General features: G+C 60.9%; 16 protein-coding genes. 6 read left to right on the plus strand and 10 right to left on the minus strand.

Going from position 1 to position 20,554, the window contains the following annotated elements; all coding sequences use genetic code 11:
- Window positions 1–33: 33 nt before the first annotated feature.
- Both DWW73_RS05475 and DWW73_RS05480 read right to left on the minus strand, forming a co-directional pair.
- On the minus strand, window positions 34–1,194 hold the full coding sequence (locus DWW73_RS05475; RefSeq protein WP_117778975.1) for an FprA family A-type flavoprotein: 1,161 nt from the start codon (window positions 1,192–1,194) through the stop codon (window positions 34–36).
- Between the two features lie 129 nt (window positions 1,195–1,323).
- Window positions 1,324–2,310, minus strand: a complete 987-nt coding sequence (locus DWW73_RS05480) for a LacI family DNA-binding transcriptional regulator (RefSeq protein WP_117564683.1) — start codon at window positions 2,308–2,310, stop codon at window positions 1,324–1,326.
- A gap of 383 nt (window positions 2,311–2,693) precedes the next feature.
- Between DWW73_RS05480 and DWW73_RS05485 the strand changes: the two genes are divergently transcribed.
- Both DWW73_RS05485 and DWW73_RS05490 read left to right on the plus strand, forming a co-directional pair.
- Window positions 2,694–3,899, plus strand: coding sequence for a galactokinase family protein (locus DWW73_RS05485; RefSeq protein WP_117564681.1), 1,206 nt, complete (start codon window positions 2,694–2,696; stop codon window positions 3,897–3,899).
- Complete coding sequence (locus DWW73_RS05490; protein WP_233502326.1) at window positions 3,890–5,518, plus strand: UDP-glucose--hexose-1-phosphate uridylyltransferase; 1,629 nt, start codon at window positions 3,890–3,892, stop codon at window positions 5,516–5,518. The genes DWW73_RS05485 and DWW73_RS05490 overlap by 10 nt, the downstream gene beginning before the upstream one ends.
- 339 nt (window positions 5,519–5,857) lie before the next feature.
- Here DWW73_RS05490 and DWW73_RS05495 read toward each other — a convergent pair whose 3' ends face one another.
- The 5 genes from DWW73_RS05495 to DWW73_RS05515 form a co-directional block, all read right to left on the minus strand.
- Window positions 5,858–6,793: a hexose kinase gene (locus DWW73_RS05495; RefSeq protein ID WP_117564736.1), complete on the minus strand. Its 936-nt coding sequence runs from the start codon at window positions 6,791–6,793 to the stop codon at window positions 5,858–5,860.
- Between the two features lie 53 nt (window positions 6,794–6,846).
- Window positions 6,847–7,728 (minus strand): aldose 1-epimerase family protein, encoded by an 882-nt coding sequence (locus tag DWW73_RS05500; RefSeq protein WP_117564678.1) that lies wholly within the window; start codon window positions 7,726–7,728, stop codon window positions 6,847–6,849.
- Window positions 7,729–8,104: 376 nt separating this feature from the next.
- Complete coding sequence (lacB, locus tag DWW73_RS05505) at window positions 8,105–8,629, minus strand: galactose-6-phosphate isomerase subunit LacB (RefSeq protein ID WP_006234831.1); 525 nt, start codon at window positions 8,627–8,629, stop codon at window positions 8,105–8,107.
- Window positions 8,630–8,692: 63 nt separating this feature from the next.
- Window positions 8,693–9,121, minus strand: a complete 429-nt coding sequence (gene lacA, locus DWW73_RS05510; RefSeq protein WP_006234830.1) for a galactose-6-phosphate isomerase subunit LacA — start codon at window positions 9,119–9,121, stop codon at window positions 8,693–8,695.
- Window positions 9,122–9,446: 325 nt separating this feature from the next.
- Window positions 9,447–10,460 carry a hypothetical protein gene (locus DWW73_RS05515; RefSeq protein WP_055252625.1) on the minus strand — a complete coding sequence of 338 codons (1,014 nt, stop codon included), beginning with the start codon at window positions 10,458–10,460 and terminating at the stop codon, window positions 9,447–9,449.
- 373 nt (window positions 10,461–10,833) lie between these two features.
- Here DWW73_RS05515 and DWW73_RS05520 point away from each other — a divergent pair, with 373 nt between their 5' ends.
- Window positions 10,834–11,967 (plus strand): IS110 family transposase, encoded by a 1,134-nt coding sequence (locus DWW73_RS05520; protein ID WP_117646653.1) that lies wholly within the window; start codon window positions 10,834–10,836, stop codon window positions 11,965–11,967.
- 190 nt (window positions 11,968–12,157) lie between these two features.
- Here DWW73_RS05520 and DWW73_RS05525 read toward each other — a convergent pair whose 3' ends face one another.
- The gene (locus DWW73_RS05525; protein ID WP_055252615.1) at window positions 12,158–12,496 is read right to left on the minus strand and encodes a PTS lactose/cellobiose transporter subunit IIA; all 339 of its coding nucleotides are present in this window, start codon (window positions 12,494–12,496) and stop codon (window positions 12,158–12,160) included.
- A gap of 214 nt (window positions 12,497–12,710) precedes the next feature.
- Window positions 12,711–13,715, minus strand: a complete 1,005-nt coding sequence (locus DWW73_RS05530) for a LacI family DNA-binding transcriptional regulator (RefSeq protein WP_117564767.1) — start codon at window positions 13,713–13,715, stop codon at window positions 12,711–12,713.
- 356 nt (window positions 13,716–14,071) lie between these two features.
- Between DWW73_RS05530 and DWW73_RS05535 the strand changes: the two genes are divergently transcribed.
- Window positions 14,072–15,847 carry a lactose/cellobiose PTS transporter subunit IIB gene (locus DWW73_RS05535; RefSeq protein WP_117564766.1) on the plus strand — a complete coding sequence of 592 codons (1,776 nt, stop codon included), beginning with the start codon at window positions 14,072–14,074 and terminating at the stop codon, window positions 15,845–15,847.
- Window positions 15,848–15,913: 66 nt separating this feature from the next.
- A complete protein-coding gene (lacG, locus tag DWW73_RS05540; protein WP_117564765.1) occupies window positions 15,914–17,353 on the plus strand; it encodes a 6-phospho-beta-galactosidase in 1,440 nt (479 codons plus the stop codon).
- A 267-nt stretch (window positions 17,354–17,620) separates the two neighbouring features.
- Here the strand turns inward: lacG (DWW73_RS05540) and DWW73_RS05545 are convergent, their stop codons facing one another.
- Window positions 17,621–18,649 carry a LacI family DNA-binding transcriptional regulator gene (locus DWW73_RS05545; protein WP_055310566.1) on the minus strand — a complete coding sequence of 343 codons (1,029 nt, stop codon included), beginning with the start codon at window positions 18,647–18,649 and terminating at the stop codon, window positions 17,621–17,623.
- 344 nt (window positions 18,650–18,993) lie between these two features.
- Between DWW73_RS05545 and lacG (DWW73_RS05550) the strand changes: the two genes are divergently transcribed.
- Window positions 18,994–20,442 (plus strand): 6-phospho-beta-galactosidase, encoded by a 1,449-nt coding sequence (gene lacG, locus DWW73_RS05550; RefSeq protein WP_006234822.1) that lies wholly within the window; start codon window positions 18,994–18,996, stop codon window positions 20,440–20,442.
- The last annotated feature ends 112 nt before the right edge of the window (window positions 20,443–20,554 follow it).

A 20,554-nucleotide genomic window follows, 5' to 3' on the forward strand; every position in this document is an offset into this window, starting at 1 on the left:
GTGGTGGTTTGAGCGTTAAACGTGAGCGTATCGCTACTTGGAGAGCTCGTTAGCGAGGGCCTCAATCTGGGCGCGCGATGCGTCGCTGAGCGAACCTAGCACGGTCACCTTGTTCTGCGTCAGGGTGATGTCCTTCATGCCCTCGAGCTCCTTGGTCATAACCTTGGCAGCGGCGGGCGCCCAGGAGCCGGCCTCGACAAGCGCCACGGTACGGTTCTGGTAGGCATGCTCGGCAAGCGTATGGATAAAGGTGCTCATGAACGGGAAGATCTCGCCCTGATAGGTGATGGAAGCGAGCACCAGACGGTCATAGCGGAACGCATCCTCAACGGCCTCGGCCATGTCGTCGCGAGCCAAGTCAAAAACGGAGACCTTCTGGCCGCGAGCCTCGAGCGCAGATGCAAGCTCCTCAACGGCAGCCTTCAGATGGCCGTAGACGCTCGCGTAGGCAATGGTGATGCCCTCATCCTCGGGCTGATAGCTCGACCAGGTGTTGTAGGTGTCGAGGTAGTAGCCCAGGTTCTCGGTCAGCACGGGGCCATGAAGCGGGCAGATGATCTGGATGTCCAGGTCGGCGGCCTTCTTGAGCACGGCCTGCACAAACTTGCCGAACTTGCCCACGATGCCAAAGTAGTAACGGCGCGCCTCGCAGGCCCACCCTTCCGGATCCTCGATGTCGTTGGCGCCAAACTTGCCAAAGCCGTCGGCACTAAAGAGCACCTTGTCGGTAGCCTCGTAGGAGAAGAGTACCTCGGGCCAGTGAACGTTGGGGGCGCCGACAAAGGTCAGGCTGTGGCCACCCAGATCAAGCACGTCGCCCTCTTTGACAACCATCTTGCGCTCGGGGAAGTCGGTGCCAAAGTAGTTGACCATCATACGGAAGGCGCCCATGCTTGCCACAATCTGCGCCTGGGGATAGCGCTCCATAAAGGCGGCGATGCCGGTGGAGTGATCGGGCTCCATGTGATGGATGACCAGGTAGTCGGGCGTGCGGCCGTCGAGTACGGTCTCGAGGTTGCCGAGCCACTCGTCGACAAATCCGCCATCGACCGAATCGGCGACAGCGATCTTCTCGCCCAAGATAACGTAGCTGTTGTATGCCATACCGTTCTCGGACACGTCGTACTGGCCCTCGAACAGGTCGATGTCATGATCGTCAACGCCAATGTAGCGGATATCCTTGGTGATCTCCATCAGGCAAAGCCTCCTAGATAGACAAATGAACCCGTCTATCATAGCACTCGCCTTCATAGTCACGGCTATCTGCCGGCATCCTTACCGATTGTTATTGATATGCAACGCCGAGCCGTTGACCTGCGAAAACTATGCGCGCGGCGCTGCCGTGGTGTGTCGAACGATGAGCTGACCGGGAATGCGAATGGCAACGGTTTTGCCCGCCGTACCCGCCTCGGGAACCGCATGCTCGAATACCTCGCGCCCACGCTGATGCAAGTCGAATCGAACGGTCGTGAGCTCGTTATGCGCGACAAAGTCGTCGAGTGAGTCATCGACACCCACCACGCTCACGTCCTCGGGCACGCGCAAGCCGCTGTCGCGCAGCGCTGCAATTGCGCCATTTGCCATCTGGTCGTTTGCCGCGTAAATCGCCGTCATGGTGCGATCGTGCTCGGCCAGATATCTGCCGGCCTCGTAACCGCTGTTGGCAGACCAGTCGCCCTCGAGCGGCTCTGCCGGCTCGATGTGTTTACGCTCGAGCGCATCCTGCCAACCGGCGCGACGAAATTGCTCGTCGACCGAGAACGACGGGCCGCCAATATAGCGAATCTGCTCGTGCCCCAGCTCAAACAGATGGTCCATAAGCAACAGCGAGCAGCCGTAATGATCGGAGTCGACCGTAGTCACCCGCGGGTGCGCATACATGGTGACGATAACCGTGCCGATACCCGGTAACGGATCAAACGTCTCAAAATCGGGCGCCATACGGCTCATGCCGATGATGATGCCGTCCACGGGCAGCGCGGCCATACGACGCGTTGCCTCGGCAAGCGAGAATTCCTCGGTCTTGGACATCTCGACCAGCGTGATGGCGCAATTATGCTCGCGAGCTGCGCTGGCGATGCCGTCGATCATTGAGAGGTTCCCAAACTTGGTGACATCGTTGACGCACAGACCGACCGAATGGTAACGGCCGTCGCGCAGCGAGCGACCGGCATAACTCGGACGGAAGCCGAGCTCCTGCATGGCGGCTTGCACGCGCTGGCGCGTCTGCTCGTTGACGTTAGGGAGGCCGTTGGCAACGCGCGAAACCGTCTGCTGCGAAACGCCAGCAGCGCGGGCGACGTCGGCCATGGAGACCGGACGCGTACCTGTATCGTTGGACGGGCGCCTTACCACAGGATCACCTTCACCCTCGCGAGATCTGAATAGCGTGCATGCCGGCCCGGGCAGAAATACGCCCCGCGCCGAAGCCCGCTATCGTCGGACGCATGTTAACGTACTCTACTTTTTCAATCCGCAACTCTTCTGCTCTATAAGTCCATACGGCAATACCGTTCACGGCTGGATTTCTACCGATTACCAGATTCTCAAAAAGTGATAAGTGTTGTGTTATGAGTACGTTAACATAGCCCGTAACGTGCGGCATCGTAGATGCTGAGTTTATGCCACTTCAGATTGTTAACGTACTCACTACGACGGAAAACTCGTCAGTATGCGCCAAGGAAAGGACCCTCATGACCACCCCCGACGAAAAGACACTCGCCACGCTCACCAAGCTGTTTGAGGAGGAGTTTGGCCCCATCGGCGATCGCCAGGTGCTCTATGTGCACGCGCCCGGCCGTTCCGAGATCAGCGGCAACCACACCGATCACGAGGGCGGTCACGTTATCGCCGGCTCGCTCGATGTCGCCGTCGACGGCATTGCCGTGGCGACCGATTCCAACAAGGTTCGCGTCGCCGACGAGGGCTATCCTACGTTTGAGATCACGCTCGATACGCTAGATGTTCAGGAGTCCGAGAAGGGCACGTCCGCAAGCCTCGTCCGCGGCATGGCCCACGAAATCGCCTCTCTGGGCGTTGAGCCCCAGGGCTTCGACTTTGCCTTCACCTGCTCCGTCCCCTCGGGCGGCGGTCTTTCGAGCTCCGCTGCTGTCGAGGCGGCATACGGTCGCGCCATGGAGACGCTCTGGGACGCACCCGCCATCGAGCCCGTCGCGCTCGCCCAGATGAGCCAGCGCACCGAGAACAACTATTACGGCAAGCCCTGCGGTCTGATGGACCAGGCCGCCGTTTGCTTGGGCGGCCTCGCCTACATGGACTTTGAGGATCAGGCTCAGCCTAAAACCCAGAAGCTCGAGCTCAACTTTGAGGATCACGGTTATGCGCTCGTGCTCGTTAAGGTCGGTGCCGACCACGTGGCCGCCACCGATGACTACGCCGCCGTTCCGCGCGAGATGCAGGACGTCGCCGCCGAGTTTGGCAAGGCACGCCTGTGCGAGGTCGACGTTGCCGACTTTGACGCCAAGCTCCCCGAGCTGCGCGCCAAGCTGGGCGACCGTGCCTGTCTGCGCGCCGTTCACTACTGGTACGAGAACGGCCTGGTCGACAAGCGCTGGGCAGCCCTGAACGCCGGCGACATCGACCAGTTCCTGGTCCTGACGCGCGAGTCCGGCGCCAGCTCTGCCATGTACCTGCAGAATGTCGTTGCCAAGCTGGGCTCCGAGCAGCCTTCCATGTATGCCCTGGCGCTGGCCGAGCACGTGCTCGACGGCCGCGGCGCCGTTCGTATCCACGGTGGCGGCTTTGGTGGCACCATCCAGGCCTTCGTGCCGCTCGACCTGGTCGACACCTTCATCGCCAAGATGAACGGCTGGCTGGGCGAAGGCTCTGCCCGTCACTACGCCATCTCTGACAAGGGGGCTTACGCGGCATGGCTGTAATGACTGACGTGCGCGAGGCCGCGCAGAACCTGATCGAGTACGCTATCCACCGATCGATGATCGGCCAGGACGATCGCATCTGGGCATACAACACCATTTTGGAGTGCATCGGCGCCACGGGCCCCGCACTCGACATGACTTGGGCACTCCAAGTTGAGAAACTCTCGCTCTTGCACCCCGATACCCTGCCTGACTTTGACCTGGAGGGCACGCTCGCCGCGCTTGCCGAGGCCGCCGTTGCCAACGGCGCCGCCGAGGACACGGCGTCGGGCCGCGACCGCATCGCCATGCGCATCATGGGCGCGCTGATGCCGAGGCCTTCGGTTGTAAACGAGGAGTTCGACGGCCGCATGGGCGTCAACGAGCCCCGCGCCGCGACCGACTGGTTCTACGGTCTGTGCTGCGACGCCGGCTACGTGCGCCGCGCCGCCATCGCGCGCAATATCAAATGGAACACCCCCACCAACTGGGGTGACCTGGAGATCACTATCAACCTGTCAAAGCCCGAAAAGGACCCGCGCGATATTGCCGCAGCCGGTGCCGCCAAAAACACGGGCGAGAAGTATCCCGCCTGTCAGCTCTGCATCGAGAACGAGGGCTACCCCGGACGCTCCGCCGCAGCCGACGGCGGCGCTCATCCCGCCCGTCAGAACCTGCGCGTTATTCCCATCCAGCTCGACGGCGAGCGCTGGGGCTTCCAGTACAGCCCGTACGCGTACTTTAACGAGCACTGCATTGCCATGAGCTCCGAGCATCGCCCGATGCACGTCGACCGCAAGGGCCTGACCTGCCTGCTCGACTTTGTCGACCTGTTCCCGCACTACTTTATTGGCTCCAACGCCGATCTGCCCATCGTGGGCGGCTCGATTCTGTCGCACGACCACTTCCAGGGCGGTGCGCACGAGTTCCCCATGATGCATGCCGCCGAGGTCTCGCAGTTTAGCGTGCCCGGCTTTGACCAGGTCACCGGTACCGTGCTGCAGTGGCCGCTCTCGGTGCTGCGCCTGCGCTCGCATGACCGCGCCCAGCTGCTCGACGCTGCCGAGAAGATTATCCTCGCCTGGCGCGAGTGGACCGATGAGTCTGTGGGCGTCATCGCGCACACGGCCGATGGCGTGGCGCACAACACCGTGACGCCCGTCATCCGCCGCGTCGACTCCCGCGGCAATGCCGGCGGCGAGATTTACGAGGCCTACCTGGCGCTTCGCTGCAATATCACGACCGACGAACATCCGCTGGGCGTTTTCCACCCGCATGCCGAGTACCACCATATCAAGAAGGAGAACATCGGCCTGATCGAGGTCATGGGCCTGGCGATTTTACCGCCGCGCTTGGTCCCCGAGCTCGGCGCTGTCCGCGAGCACCTGCTGGCGGCCAAGGCCGATGCCAGCTACGACCTTGCCGCCGCGCTCGAGGGCGACGACCTTTGCCACAGCCACGCCGCATGGGCCGAGGACGTCTATGCCCGCCGCGCCGATGAGCTCACGGCGGACAACGCCATCGATATCCTGCACGAAGAGGTCGGCGTGGTGTTTGGCCACGTGCTCGACAACGCCGGCGTCTTTAAGTGGGACGAGGCGGGACGCGCCGCCCAACAGCGCTTTATCGACTCGCTGTAGAGCACGGGCCCGAACGTTCAACAGCAGCCCACACGACATAGCCACCTACACGACAACGGTGCCCGCCGGCAATATCGCCGACGGGCACCGTTTTTTGAGTGTAGTCATCGGGGACGTTCTTAAACGACTAGTCATTAAAGAACGTCCCCGATGACTACTTGCGACAAGGCAACGCCGATGTTTTGGCAACGACAGCGAAAACCCGCCAGAGCGAGCAAGGTGCCTTGAAACAAGGCGGCATTGACCTTCTGGTCATGCCGCCGAAGTTGAAAGGCAGATTGCCGCTCTGGCGGGTTTGCAGCGTCGAGCCGTTACGGCGTTTGGTAAAACGCCGTAACCTTAAAGTTCAGTCACGACAACGTTGTTGAAGATCTCGTCCCAGCGGTCCATGACCAGGTGGCCGGTCTTGGGATCCATGGCGTTGAGCTTGCCGCAGGTATTGGCGGTCTTGAGCACCGTGACGTCGTCGGCGCCAGCAGCAATGGCATGTGCAAAGCCGGCGATGGTCGAGTCGCCGGAACCCGTTGCGTTCACAGCCGCAATCGCGGGCGTCTTGGCGCGGAACGCGCGACCCTCATGGAAGCCCACCGAACCGGCAGCGCCCATCGAAACGACAACCCAGGGGATACCGGCAAAACGGTCATCGGCGGCAAGCGCCTCGCGCAGGGCATCGACATCATCGGTCGTAAAGGACGTACCCAGTAGGCCGTTAATCTCGGTCAGGTTGGGCTTTACGAGCTCAGGCTTAGCGTCGGACTCCAGCGCGGCCTCCAGCGATGCACCCGAAGTGTCGAGCAGCACCTTGGCGCCCGCCTCCTCGGCGATCTTGACGAGCTCGGCATAGTAGCCGGCATCGACGCCACGCGGCAGCGAGCCCGAAAGCGTCACAACGTCCGCCTTCGCTGCAAGCTCGGCAAACTTGGCCGTAAAGGCCTCGAGCTCGGCCGGAGCGATCTGCGGGCCGCTCTCCAGCAGCTCGGTCTGATTACCCTCGTGCAGAATATTCAGGCAAATGCGCGTCTCACCGGCGATGGGCACAAAGTCGTTCTTGACGCCGTCGGCATCCATAAGCTCGGCCATATAGGCACCCATGTGTCCGCCGAGCAGACCGGTCGCGAGCACATCGTCGCCCAACTGCAGCAGCACACGGCTCACGTTGAGGCCCTTGCCGCCAGCGGTCTTTTCGGGCGTCACACGGTTCACGTCGTCGATGATCAACTTGTCGAGCTGATAGCGCGTATCAATCGACGGGTTCATGGTAACGGTCAGAATCATGTTGAACTCCTGTTCCGGGGCGGCATAACCCGCCCCAAACATACGATAACTCGTTAAAGGATCTCGATCTCAAAGCCGCGGGTGACGGTCTCTCCCGGCTTGGCCTCCAGGCAGCCACGCTTGTGCTCCAGAATATCGTCCTCGTCGGAGCAGGTGGACAGGCCGCCCCACGGTTCCACGGCCACAAAGTCACCCTCGGGCTTGCTCCACACAATCAGGTACGGCATATCGGGGAACGTCAGGCGCACGCCCTTGTCCTCGGTCTTCTTGGTCAGCGTAACCACGCGGCTCTCGAGCACGTCAAAGATGGTCTCCGCGAAGTCGAAGAGTTCGTGGGTAAGCGGCAGGTCATGGCCGATCATGGGGTTCTTGCTGCGATGCTCAACATCAATCAGGCCCGTCGAGGGAACGGCAGTACAGAGCTCGGTGGCCTCACGCTGCTCAAAACGAAGCTCGTAGTCGTCGTAGGACTCGCCCTCGTCAAGCGGGCACTTAAAGCCAGGGTGACCGCCCACAAAGAACGGCATGTCCTCGGTGCCCTCATTGGTCACCTCGTACGACACGGCCACCTTCTCCGCATCGATCGTGTAACGAGCAACGATCTTAAACGGATACGGGTACTGCTCGAGCAACTCGGCATGGTCGGCAGAGCTTAAGCTCAGCGCAACCATGTTGTCGCTCTGCTCCTCGAGCTTCCACTCCTGCTTGCGAGCAAAGCCGTGGCGGGCGAGCTTGACCTCGCGGCCGCCCGTGGTCATTGCGCGACCGTCACGAAGGCCGCCGCAGATCGGGAAACAAATGGGTGCCTGGCCCGACCAGACCGCCGGGTCACCCTGCCACAGGTACTCACGGCCGTTGGCCGCAATAGAAGTGAACGACCCGCCCGCCGTGCTCAGTGCTACGCGGATAGAACCGTTATCAAGAACAAACTCCATAGGAGCCTTCCCTTTCTTACGACAGCCCGCCAAGTCAATAGGGCTGATAGAAAACCGGCCCGCGCCCCCTCACAGAAACGCGAGCCGTCAATTGAAAAGCTGCAAATCGCCAAGTACAGCCAAGAGCGAAGCACTCAAGCCAAGCAAGCAAACGTGTTATCGGAGCAGCTCGCCGTATCGGAAATCTTCGCAACAACAGCGGTAACCCCACAGGTCACCTCAACGTCAGCGAGAAGCCAGCTGGTGAGGCAAGGTGCCGTGAAGCGAGGCGGCATTGACCTTCTGGTCATGCCGCCGAAGCTGAACGGCAGATTGCCCACCAGATGGCTTCGCAGCGTCGACCCGTTACGCGGTTTGGTAAAACCGCGTAACCTCCTTAGTCGTGGTACTCGCCGCGGTCCCACTTCTCGAGGAACTCGTCAAAGAAGTGCGGGTCAGCCTGAGCCTCGGCGTCGGCCTTATTGCAGGCATCGATCTTGGCGATCAGGGCATCGTGCTCGGGGGTCTTCTCGTAGGGCTCCTCCAGGAAGGCAAGCATGATATCGGCCATCAGGAACTCGCCGGTAATCTTGCCGCCAAAGCCCACGATGTTGGCGTTGAGCTCGCGACGGGCATACAGGGCAGAGGTCATGTCGCGGACCAGGGCGCAGCGGGCGCCGGGAACCTTGTTGACGGCGTTGGTGATGCCGATGCCGGTGCCGCACAGGGCCACGCCAAAGTCGGCCTTGCCGCTGGCAACAGCCTCGCCCACGGCCTTACCGTAGATGGGATAGTGCGTACGGGTGTGGCTGTAGGTGCCGCAGTCGAGCACCTTGTAACCAGCCTGCTCCAGGCGGTCGGCCAGATAGATCTTCTCGTCCGTAACGATATGGTCGCAACCGATTGCGATGGTCTTCTTCATCAGAACGTCCTTTCGTCTGAATTCACAAGTTGAGGTAGAAGTTCGAGTTCTCGGTGGCTCTCGTTAGGCCATCTTGTTGAGCATGTCGACACGGATCTGGTGACGGCCGCCGGCGTACTGTGCACGCAGGAACTCGCGGGCGATCTTCTTGGCGACCTCGGTGCCCACAACGCCCGGGCCCATGGTGACCATGCGCGAGCCGTTGTGCTCGCGGGTCATGTAAGCGGAACGCTCGTCGGAAATGTTGGCGACGACCATGCCCTTGATCTTGACGGCGGCCATATAGGAGCCGACGCCGTACTTATCGAATGCGAAGCCCTGGGAATCCTTGTGCTCCAGCAGGTCCTTGGCAACGGCGGTCGCGGAATCGACAAAGTCCGCGGCAGGGGTCTCGGAATAGTCGACGACCTCGTGACCGTCGGCGATGAGCATCTCCTTGATGGACTCCTTCATCGACATACCGTCGGCATCGGAAGCGATTACAACCCTCATGACATCCTCCTTGAGAGATACGCAGGTGCGTAGTTTCTGTTTGGAAGTGTTGAATCGCGTTCAGGTCCGGGCATCTGAATGTGCGGTTCTTCACTGTTCATGTTTATTTGAACACATTCGAACAGTAACTGCAACAACTATTTGTTTATCTTTGTTCTTTTTTGAACAAATATCGTTCACGGATGATTGCTGACCGTTTGAGCCGGGCGCGGACGTAGCGACCATGTGTTCAACAAACAAAAGGGCGGCCAAGAACGTGTCTCGGCCGCCCTTCGGCGGTATTCCCCGGTATATACAGCTGTTTTAGCTACTCGGACTGCCCACCCTATTTGGCGTGCTTGGACGGAGCACTCAGAAAGCGGCCCGTCAAATAGTTCGCCGGGCCGGAAATATCGATCCCCAGCAGTACGTGTCCCAGCCACAGGAACGCCACGAGCACCAGCAGCGGGATAACGCACGAAGTCACGATCATCACGATGACGCCTTCGATGAGGTCGGTCACCTGCTGCACGATCTCGTCGGTCATCTGCTTGGCACCGCTGGTCACCGACGTAACAAGGCTCGAGGCCCCATCAGTCAACTGCTCGAGCACGTTTTTGGACTCCGTGGCCTCGGATTTTTTCTTGTTCGATTTTGAGCTGGTCTCGGCTGACTTGTCCGTGGTGTCGGCCGCGTCCGCAGCGTCCGCAGCCTTTTGCTCAGCTTGCTCAATACTTACGCGATACGTTTCATCGACCTTCTGCGACACCCAAACGCTTGCAGGCACCAACGCCATGCCGATCACGGCAACTACCAGCACGCGTGTCGCCACACGGCGCAGGACAGCGCTCGTGCTCCAGCGCCCGTGAATGCCGAGCGACACCGCAAAGAGCACCAACGCAAACGGGATTAAGATGCCCAAGCCAACCGACCACAAAATGGTTAGCAGGTATTTCTCGAGGTAGAGCACGGCAAGCACGATACCAAGGTTGCCTGAAAGCTGCGCGAGCTGCTCGGCAACCGGCGTTCCCGTATCACCCGGCAGCGCGGTAATGCCCGCAGACAGCGCCACGCACGAGGTCGTGAGCGCCAGTACGTTACCCTTCTTTTGGTCGATGACCTCGATGGTGGAGTCCCAAGTTTTGGTATCGGCGAAATGCGGACGAGCTACAAAGCCCGACAGCAGCGCCAGGACCACGAGCGCAACGATAAAGCCAATCTGCAGCTTTTTGTTTGCGCACACGACATCGGACAGACTGGGCTGCAGCTCGGTTACCGCCGTGTGCTCGGTTATCTGGACAGGACGCCCATGAGCCATCTCGTGCGCATCTTTCTTTTGAATCAATCCGTTGTCCGGCATTTGGATACCTCCTCATTCCGGCCTGTATTGCGGATGGAAGTATACCCACCGAGCAAAAATCGAACGGGAGGACGAACGGAGCGCACCAAGACTGTCCCCAATGACCAGTCGTTTAAGAACGTCCATTACAGTCGAAATTGTCAGCCCGGGACCGTCTCGGGCTACGATTGAGGCGCGCCCAGAACGGGCCGCCGACCGGGCGCCCGCGCACGGCCGAACGTCCCTGCCCCCGAGAGGGCCCGTTGGGTGCTGCCGGCGCGGGACGCGCCGCCCCCGACGGCTGATAGGAAAGTGCCGGGCAGGCGCCGCGGCTGGTAATGTGAGTGCCGAGGGGGAGGCCATCCGGTCGAACGACTACCGGAAGGATACCACCGTGAAAGCGCCATCCACCAGGCCCGCGGCCGTGCTCGGCCTGGACGTCGGCAAGTCATCGCACTGGGCCTGCCTGATCGACCGCGACGGGGAGGTGCTGGCCAGCGCCCCCGTCCGCAACAGGGAGGCCGAGCTCGACGCGCTGTTCGCCTCCGCGCCCGCCGGCACGCTCGTCGTCGTCGACCAGTTCCGCAACATAGGGTCCCTCGCCGTGAGGCGGGCCCGCGCCGCGGGGCTCGGGGTCGCCCACCTGCCCGGGCTCGCCGCCAGCCGCGCCGCGGGCCTGTTCGCCGGCGAGGCCAAGACCGACGAGCGCGACGCCGCGGTGATCGCGCGGACCGCCCTGGGCGTGCCGGACTCCCTGTCGGGGGTCCCGGGCCGCGGCGAGGCCCTCGAGGCCGCCCGCGCCCTCTCGTCGCAGCGCGACCACGTCGTCGCCTGCGCGACCAGGGACAAGAACCGCCTGCGCGCGGTGCTGCTCGAGTCCTGCCCGGCCCTCGAGGCCGCGGTCGACCTGTCGGACCGGCGGTGGCTGGAGCTGCTCGCCGGGTTCGGCGGGGCGTGGGGGATCGCCCGCTCCGGGGCCGGGGGCCCGCGGGCCGAGGCCGCCGGGGAGGCCGCGGCCGCCTCCACCGCGCCCCCGCCGGCGCTCGTCGAGGCCGAGAACAGGCAGGTCAGGTTCCTGGCCGCCCGGATATCGGAGGCCCTCGACGAGGCCGGGGCCCTCGAGGCCGAGACGGCGGCGCTGCTCGAGGGCGACGAGACCTACGCGTGCCTGCTCACCGTGCCCGGCATCGGGCCGAGGACGGCGGCGCAGCTCGCGGTGTCGGTCGACATCGCGAGGTTCCCGGACCACGACCACCTGGCCTCGTACTGCGGCATAGCCCCGAGGGTGAGGAGCTCCGGCACGTCGGTGAGGTCGGTCAGGGCGTCCAGGCGCGGCGACGCGAGGCTCAAGTCCCTGCTGATCTTCTCGTGCAACAGCCTGGTGAGGTCCTCGGGGCGCTACGGCGAGTACTACCGGGCCTGCAGGGCGCGGGGCATGGGGCACGGGCGGGCGCTCAAGGCCGTCGCGAGGAAGCGGCTCAGGGCGATATACGCCGTGATGCGCGACCGGGTGCCCTACCGGGAGTAGCCCCGACGGTTGACAAAACTATAGGAACACCCAATGACTATCTCGGGATGAGTTGCGGTGGAATAGGGATTGTTTTGCGCCCGCCGGCCCCTATTCAGTCCTTATTTCACCGCAACTTGGAGGAGGACAGAAAAAGCCCTGTCGCGGGTGCGGCAGGGCTTTTGGAAGGGAACTTGGTTGTGAGGGCTCGTTAGGCGAGCTTGGCCTCGAGCTCAGCGATGCGCTTGTAGGCATCGATGGTAAAGCGGGCCTGCTTCTCCAGGATCATAGTGGTCATGAGAGTGTCCTGAGCGTGAGCCATGATGAAGGTCATCTCCATCTCGCCACCGCCGGCCTCCTGCGAAAGCAGCTTGGTCTGCGTGTCGTGGGCGCCGATAAGTGCATCGCTGGCATCCTTGTGCAGCTGTTCGGCCTTCTCAAAGTCACCCTCGCGAGCAGCATCGAGCGCTGCAAGCAGATCGGTCTGGGCGTCACCTGCGTATGCGACAATCTCGAATCCAACCATCGAGATTTCTTCTTTGGTTGCCATATTGCGTTCCTTTCACATATGAACCAATGGAGAGCATCGCGTCCGGGCATACGCGCTGCGTTGTGTATGACAGAAACAATAACATTCAAACAAAAAAGAACAGCGCAAAACGTAATTTTGAGCTATGAACGGTCACTATTCGTCCGTGAACGGTTTTTAAACCAATCTGAACAATATCGAACACAATTAGCGGCAACCCAAACAGACCCGCGCCCTAGCGTACATCGCGCACCGTATCGCCCTCGACGAGCACGCCCGGAAACAGCATGTGCTCCACACCGGGTGCAGCGCCCTCGGCGCCGGCAATCTTGTCGACCGCCCACATGCCGACGCGTTTGTTGTCAAAGCGCACCGTGGTCAGGCGACGGTCGGGCACGATATCGCCCAGGCTGTCATCAACACCCACCACACTCACGTCCTCGGGCACGCGCTTTCCGCGCGACTCGAGTCCGCGAATGCAGCCGTAGGCCATGGCATCGTTGGATGCATAAATGGCCGTGCAGGTCGGATCATCCGCAAGCACCTGGCCGGCGGCATATCCGCTCTGTGCCGTCCAATCGCCACGGACGAGTCGCGGCGGCTCAATACCATGCGCACGCAATGTCTCACGCCAGCCCTCCTCGCGTCGCATGCCCGAAAGCGAGCGCTCGGGACACGAGATAAAGTGCACGGTCTTGTGCCCCTGCTCCAGCAAGTACTCGACCACCTGGCGCGAGCAATCGAACTGGTCGTTATCGACCGTCGAGCACAGCGGGTGCTCCAGCATGGTAACGAGCACCGTCTGCATACCGGGCAGCGGCTCAAAGGTGCCAAAGTCCGCCGGCATGCGGTTCATAATCACGACCATACCGTCCACCGGCAGTGCGCTCATACGCGACGATGCGCTCTCGAGGGTATACGGATGCCCATCTACTTTAGTGAGGGTGATGGCGTAGCCGTGTTTGTCGGCGGCGGCGGCAAAGCCCTCCATACGGTCGAGGTTGCCGGTGCCGGTAATGTTGAACATAGCGACGCCGACGGTCTTAAACTTACCGCGGCGCAGCGATCGACCGGCAAAATTGGGGCGATACCCCAGCTCGCGCATGGCGGCACGCACGCGCTCCTTGGTCTCGGGGCGCACGCTGGGCGAATCGTGCACCGTACGCGAGACCGTCTGCTCCGAGACGCCCGCGAGACGCGCCACATCCTTAACGGAAACCGATTTTTTAACAGCGGCCATAGGTCGATCTTTCTATGTCGACGATGCCATTGGTGGCACCCTACGCAGTCATTTTTAACGCCTTCAAGTATATCCAACGCCTCCCCCACCATACGCTCACCACCCAAAACCTACCGTTCACCGACATTTTTGCTTCCCCAAACGGCTTTTGGCTCCCAAATGTTAACGTTGCCATTGCGCAAACACAGAGCCACCGGGCGGCTCACACGTTTACACGCAAGGAATCGACGGTCCGCAGGCACAGGGGCCACCGGTTCGCACCTTTTTTGTGTCGCAAAATGGCAACGTCAACATTTTGGCAACCAAACGTCAAAAGCTACTATCGTTGCTAACCCACCGACTCTTAGGAGCTTTGCATGGAGCAACTCATCGCCACCATCGAAAAAGGCCAGCCCTTTTTCAACGCGATCGCCCGCAACAAGTACCTCAAGGCGATCCGCGACGGCTTTATCTCCGTCATCCCCATCATCATCTTCTCGTCCATCTTCTGCCTGGTAGCTTCGGTCCCCAACATCTGGGGTTTCTACTGGCCCGATGACATCAACAACGCCCTGTGGAAGTGCTACAACTACTCCATGGGCATCCTGGCCATCGCCTGTGCCGCCACCACCGCCAAGCACTTCGCCGACGCCCAGAATCGCGACCTGCCCAAGAACAACCAGATCAACTTCATCTCGTGCATGTGCGCGGCCATCATCGGCTTCTTGCTCCTTTCGAGCGACACGATCGCCACGGACGCCGCCAGCGGCTTCAACACCACCTATCTTGGTTCCAAAGGCCTGCTGACTGCCTTCATCGCTGCATTTGTGACCGGCATCATCTACAAGTTCTTTATCAAGCGCAACATCACCGTCAAGATGCCCGAGCAGGTTCCGCCCAACATCTCGCAGACCTTTAAGGACATCATCCCCTTCTCCGTCTGCATCACCGTCTTTTGGGTCTTTGACATCGTCTTCCGCGCCGCCTTTGGCTTCTGCTTTGCCCAGGGCGTCATCCAGGTGTTCCAGCCCCTGTTCACCGCTGCCGACGGCTACATCGGCCTCGCTGTAATCTACGGCGCCATGAGCCTCTTCTGGTTCGTGGGCGTCCACGGCCCCTCGATCGTCGAGCCCGCCATCGCCGCCGCCCTCGTTGCCAACATGACCGACAACCTGGCTGCGTTCCAGGCCGGTCAGCACGCTTCCGCTGTCCTGACCCAGGGTGCCCAGTACTTCGTCGTCTGCATGGGCGGCACCGGTGCCACGCTCGTCCTGGTCTTTATGTTCTGCTTCCTGGCCAAGTCTCAGGAGATGCGCGCCGTCGGTAAGGCCGCCATCGTCCCGGTCTGCTTTGCTGTCAACGAGCCGCTGCTGTTCGCCGCACCCATCGTGCTCAACCCCGTCTTCTTTGTCCCGTTTGTCTTTGCCCCGATCGCCAACATCTGGATCCTCAAGATCTTTATCGACTTCTTGGGCATGAACGGCTTTATGTACACCCTGCCTTGGACTGTCCCCGGCCCCATCGGCACCATCATGGGCTTGGGCTTCCAGCCGCTCGCCTTTGTGATGCTCGCCCTCATCTTGGTCGTCGACTTTGTCCTGTACTATCCGTTCTTCCGTGCCTATGACGCCCAGAAGTGCGCCGAGGAGGCCGAGATCTCCCAGGAGGAGCTCGCCGCCAAGAACGCCGAGAAGGCCGCCAAGCTCAACGACGCCTTCCAGGGCAAGGCCGATGCCAAGAGCGTTGCCGCCGGCGCCGCAGCCGAGGCCGTGAAGGCCGACGCCCCTGCCGCTTCTGCAGCACCCGCTGCCGAGGCAACGACCGCCAGCGACCTCAACGGCAAGCGCGTGCTCGTGCTCTGCCAGGGTGGCGGAACCTCGGGTCTGCTCGCCAACGCGCTGGCCAAGGCTGCCAAGGAGCGCGGCATTAACCTCGAAACCGCTGCCGAGGCCTATGGCAACCACGTGGATATGCTCCCCGACTTTGACCTGGTCGTCCTGGCCCCGCAGGCCGCAAGCTACCTGGCAGACCTGCAGAAGGACTGCGGGCGCGTGGGCAACAAGTGCGTCGCCTGCCGCGGCAAGCAGTACATCGAGCTCTCCCAGAACGGCGATAAGTCTCTCGCCTTCGTAAGCGAGCAACTCTCGAAGTAACTAACGCCCAGGGCCAGTCGACCATCAACAGCCGGCTGGCCCTTCGATTTAGACGATTGGATCATCATGTCCGTTAACCCTGTTAGCGTCACCAACCCGCCCGCGCAGTTTCCCGAGGACTTTATCTTTGGCGGCGCCACTGCTGCCTACCAGGTAGAGGGCGAGACCCGTACCCACGGTAAGGGCAAGGTCGCCTGGGACGACTTCCTGGAGGCCCAGGGGCGCTTCTCCCCCGATCCCGCTTCGGACTTCTACAACCAGTACCCCGTCGATCTGGAGCTGTGCGAGGAGTTTGGCATCAACGGCATTCGCCTCTCCATCGCCTGGAGCCGCATCTTCCCCAACGGCACCGGCGAAATCAACCCCGAGGGCGTGCAGTTCTACCACGATCTCTTCGCCGAGTGCCACAAGCACCACGTTGAGCCGTTTGTCACGCTGCATCACTTCGATACGCCGCTTCCCCTCTTTGAGAAGGGCGACTTCCTCAACCGCGAGACCATCGATGCCTTTGTGGACTTTGCCACCTTCTGCTTTAAGGAGTACGCCGACCAGGTGACCTACTGGTTCACCTTTAACGAGATCTGGGCCGATGCCTCCAACACCTACATCGAGGGCACCTTCCCCGGTGGCGTCAAGGCGCATCTTGCCGAGGCCTTCCAGTGCGAGCACAACATGATGCTCGCCCACGCCAAGGCAGTGCTGGCCTTCCACAACGGCGGCTTTAAGGGCAAAATCGGCGTCATTCAGTCGTTGGAGTTCAAGTACCCGCTCAACGAAAACGACCCCGCCGACATCAAAGCCGCCAACAACGAGCACGTGCTGCAAAACCAGTTTTTGCTCGACGCCACCTTCCGCGGCGACTACGCGCCCGACACCCTCGAGTGCGCCAACCGCCTGGCTGCCGTCTCGGGCGGCACCATCGAGATCCTGGACGAGGACCTCGAGATTATGCGCGAGGCAGCGCTCTACAACGACTACCTGGGCGTTAACAACTATCAGTGCCGCTTCTTGAAGGCCTACGACGGCGAGAACGACCTGCACCACAACGGTACGGGCGAGAAGGGCACCGGCCGCTGGCGCGTTAAGGGTATTGGCGAGCATGTGAACAAGCCTGGCATCCCCACCACCGACTGGGACTGGATCATCTATCCCGAGGGCCTGTTCGATCTGCTCGTCTACATTAAGCAGCGCTACCCCAACTACAAGCAGATCTTCATCACCGAGAACGGCATGGGCTACAAGGACCCCTACAAGAACGGTTTTGTGGACGACCAGCCGCGCATCGACTACATCGAGCAGCACCTGCGTTGGCTGCTCAAGGCCATGGAGGTGGGCGTCAACGTGGGCGGCTACTTCCTGTGGAGCCTGCAGGATCAGTTCTCCTGGACCAATGGCTACAACAAGCGTTACGGCTTCTTTTACGTTGACTTTGAAACCCAGAAGCGCACGCCCAAGGCAAGCGCCTACTGGTACAAGCACGTGGCGCAGACCCGTCGTCTGGACTAGTGGCTGGCGGGGTTGCCCGCTCACACAACCTGTCCCCATTTCTCAGCCGGGGGCGGCACGTCACACGGCGCGCCGCCCCCGGTCTTTTTGTTTTTGGGCTGGTCGGGAGCCGTTTGTCTCGATCTGTAACATCTAGCCGAGTTTTTTGGTCCTAGCTGTTACAGATTGAGACGAACAGGATTGCTCTTTCCGAAGAATCTAAATCTGTAACACGTAGCCCGCTTTTGACCGTCTACCTGTTACAAATCGAGACAAACGGAGTAGGACCTAACCCCGTATGTCCCTAACAGTCGAGCGTTCGACCAGCGTACTCGGCACATGAATCGCCTCGATAGACGAGCTCTCTCCAATCGCCGCCTCAAACGCAAGCTTACCGACACCGCGCAAATCAAATCGCAGCGTCGTCAGTCGATTGTGAGGAACAAGTCCCTCGAGTGCGTCGTCGATACCAACCACGCTCACGTCGTCGGGCACGGACAGGCCCGCGTTCTCGAGCGCGGCGATAACGCCCAGCGCCATCTGGTCATTTGCCGCAAGCACGGCAGTCGGCGCCTGCGACCCGCCGGCAAGCACCTCGGCCGCAATCCGCTCGCCCATGGCGTACCCACTGTCCGCACTCCAATCGCCACGCAGCATCGGAGCGGCATCGACATGAGCACGACCCAGCGTATCGCGCCAACCGGCCTCACGAAAACGCGAGGAAATCGAGTTTTCCGGACCCGCCACAAACCGCATATTCGAGTGACCATGTTCCAGCAGATAATTGGTCAACAGCTCGCACGAACCATACTGGTCGGAGTCGATCGTCGTGCAGCGCGGATGCGCATACATGGACAGGATGACCGTTCGCACTCCCGGCTGGGGAACAAACTCCTCAAAATCGGGAGCCATGCGGTTCATGTTGAGAATCATGCCGTCGACGGGTCGCTCGACCATGCGGCGCGAGGCATCGGCAAGTGTATAGGGCTTGTCGCCGCCCATCTCGATCATAGTGACGGCAAAATCGTGCTCGCGCGCCGCTTGCATGATACCCTCGAGCGTCGCCAGGTTACCGACACGTGTGATGTTGTACATGCACAGGCCAATAGAACGATACGACCCGCCGCGCAACGCCGCTCCAGCAAAATTGGGACGAAAGCCCAGCTCTTCCATGGCGGCCAGCACACGCTTGCGCGTCTTTTCCGTCACGTTGGGCATACCGTTGACCACGCGAGACACAGTCTGGCGGCTCACGCCAGCGAGCGCCGCAACTTCTGCCGCGCTCGCCGAATGACCATTCCTTGTCTGCTGAGCCATGCCTTCCACGCTAACCTGCTTCCCAACTATTCCCCGCGCCCATGGCGCATCGTACATACATTGATAACGTGCTCATGATACCCGAGCCATATACCACAACATGAAAACTTCTGTCAATCAAAACCGCTTACCGAACAAATACAACCGTTCGCGGCTGTTTGAAGTTGTTTTGTTTCTATACATCCCAGCCGGATGTTAACGTGCTCATTGTCAAATGTTCACGTGCTCATTTTGGTTCTAATCATTTTAAGATAGTGTTTATCGGGCTTTTTCACCGCTGAACGCTAACCAGGGAGCCTCCTGAGCGCAAACGCACAATATCGAACAGCGAGACGAGAGGGTGTATGCATATGTCTTTGCTAAACCGCGTACAGCAGCTGCCGAAGGGCTTTGTTTGGGGCGCCGCAACCGCCGCGTACCAAACGGAAGGTTCCACGAAGGTGGCAGGCAAGGGTAAGACCATGTGGGACGATTACCTTGTCGCCCAGGGTCGCTTTTTGCCCGACCCGGCCAGTGATTTCTACAACCGCTACGAGGAGGATATCCGCCTTTCTGCCGAGCATGGACTCAACGCCATCCGTGTGTCCATCGCCTGGACCCGCATCTTCCCCAACGGCGACGATGCCGAGCCCCTCGCCGAGGGCGTTAAGCACTACCACGAGCTGTTCGCCTGCTGCAAAAAGTATGGCGTCGAGCCCTATGTGTCCCTGCATCACTTTGACTCCCCCGCCGCCCTGTTCAACCAGGGCGACTGGCTCAACCGCAAGACCGTCGACGCCTATGTGCGCTATGCCGAGTTCTGCTTCCGCGAGTTCCGCGAGGTCAAGAATTGGTTCACCATCAACGAGCTCATCAGCCTCTCGCACTCCCAATACATCCAAGGCAACTTCCCGCCCAACCATCACTTTGATGTGACGAGCGGCATCCAGAGCCAGCACAACGAGCTCGTTGCCCACGCCCGCGCCGTCAACCTGTATAAGGATCTTGACGAGACCGAGCACCTGGGCGGACGCATTGGCATGGTCAACGTCCTGACGCCGGCATATCCTGCCACAGACTCGCCCGCCGACCAGCACGCCGCCGACCTGTACAACGCCTTCTACACCGACTTCATCATGGACGGCGCCTTCCTGGGTCACTACTCCGCGCGCACCCTCTCACTCATCAACGAGATTCTGCGTGCCAACAACGCCACGCTTACGGTTGAGGACAGCGACATGGAGGAGCTCGCCAAGGCGGCGCCCCGCAACGATATGTTCGGCCTCAACTACTATCAGTCGGCGTTTATCGCCGCCTACGATGGCGAGTCCACCAACAGCTTTAACGGCACCGGAGACAAGGGCACCTCGTGCTTTAAGTTTAAGGGCGTCGGGCAGCAGGTCGATATGCCGGGTATCCCCACCACCGACTGGGATTGGCTCATCTACCCGCAAGGCCTCTACGACACGCTCAAGCACATCAGCGCCACCTATCCCAACCTCCCCGTCATCTATATCACCGAAAACGGCCTGGGCCACAAGGACCCCGAGCCCGACGCAAACGGCATCGTCGCCGATCCCGAGCGCATCGACTTTGTCGACCAGCACATGGAGAAGGTGCTCCAGGCGCGTGCCGAGGGCGTCGACGTCCAGGGCTACTTTATCTGGAGCCTGCAGGACCAGTTCTCGTGGGCCAATGGCTATAACAAGCGCTACGGCCTGTTCTACATCGACTTCGACACGCAAAAACGCTACATCAAGCAGTCGGCACTCTGGTACAAGGAGCTCGCCGACACTATGGCGGACGCGCAGTAGCGCATCGCCTCGCTTTCCCCCGAGGGGGAGCGGCCCCATGCGATACAAACCCAGCCGCTCCCCTCTCTCCCCCTGGGACCGACCCCGCCTGCACCCGGGCTTTTAGCAAGCG

It is taken from the genome of Collinsella sp. AF16-8, assembly GCF_003462695.1.
Lineage (GTDB): Bacteria > Actinomycetota > Coriobacteriia > Coriobacteriales > Coriobacteriaceae > Collinsella.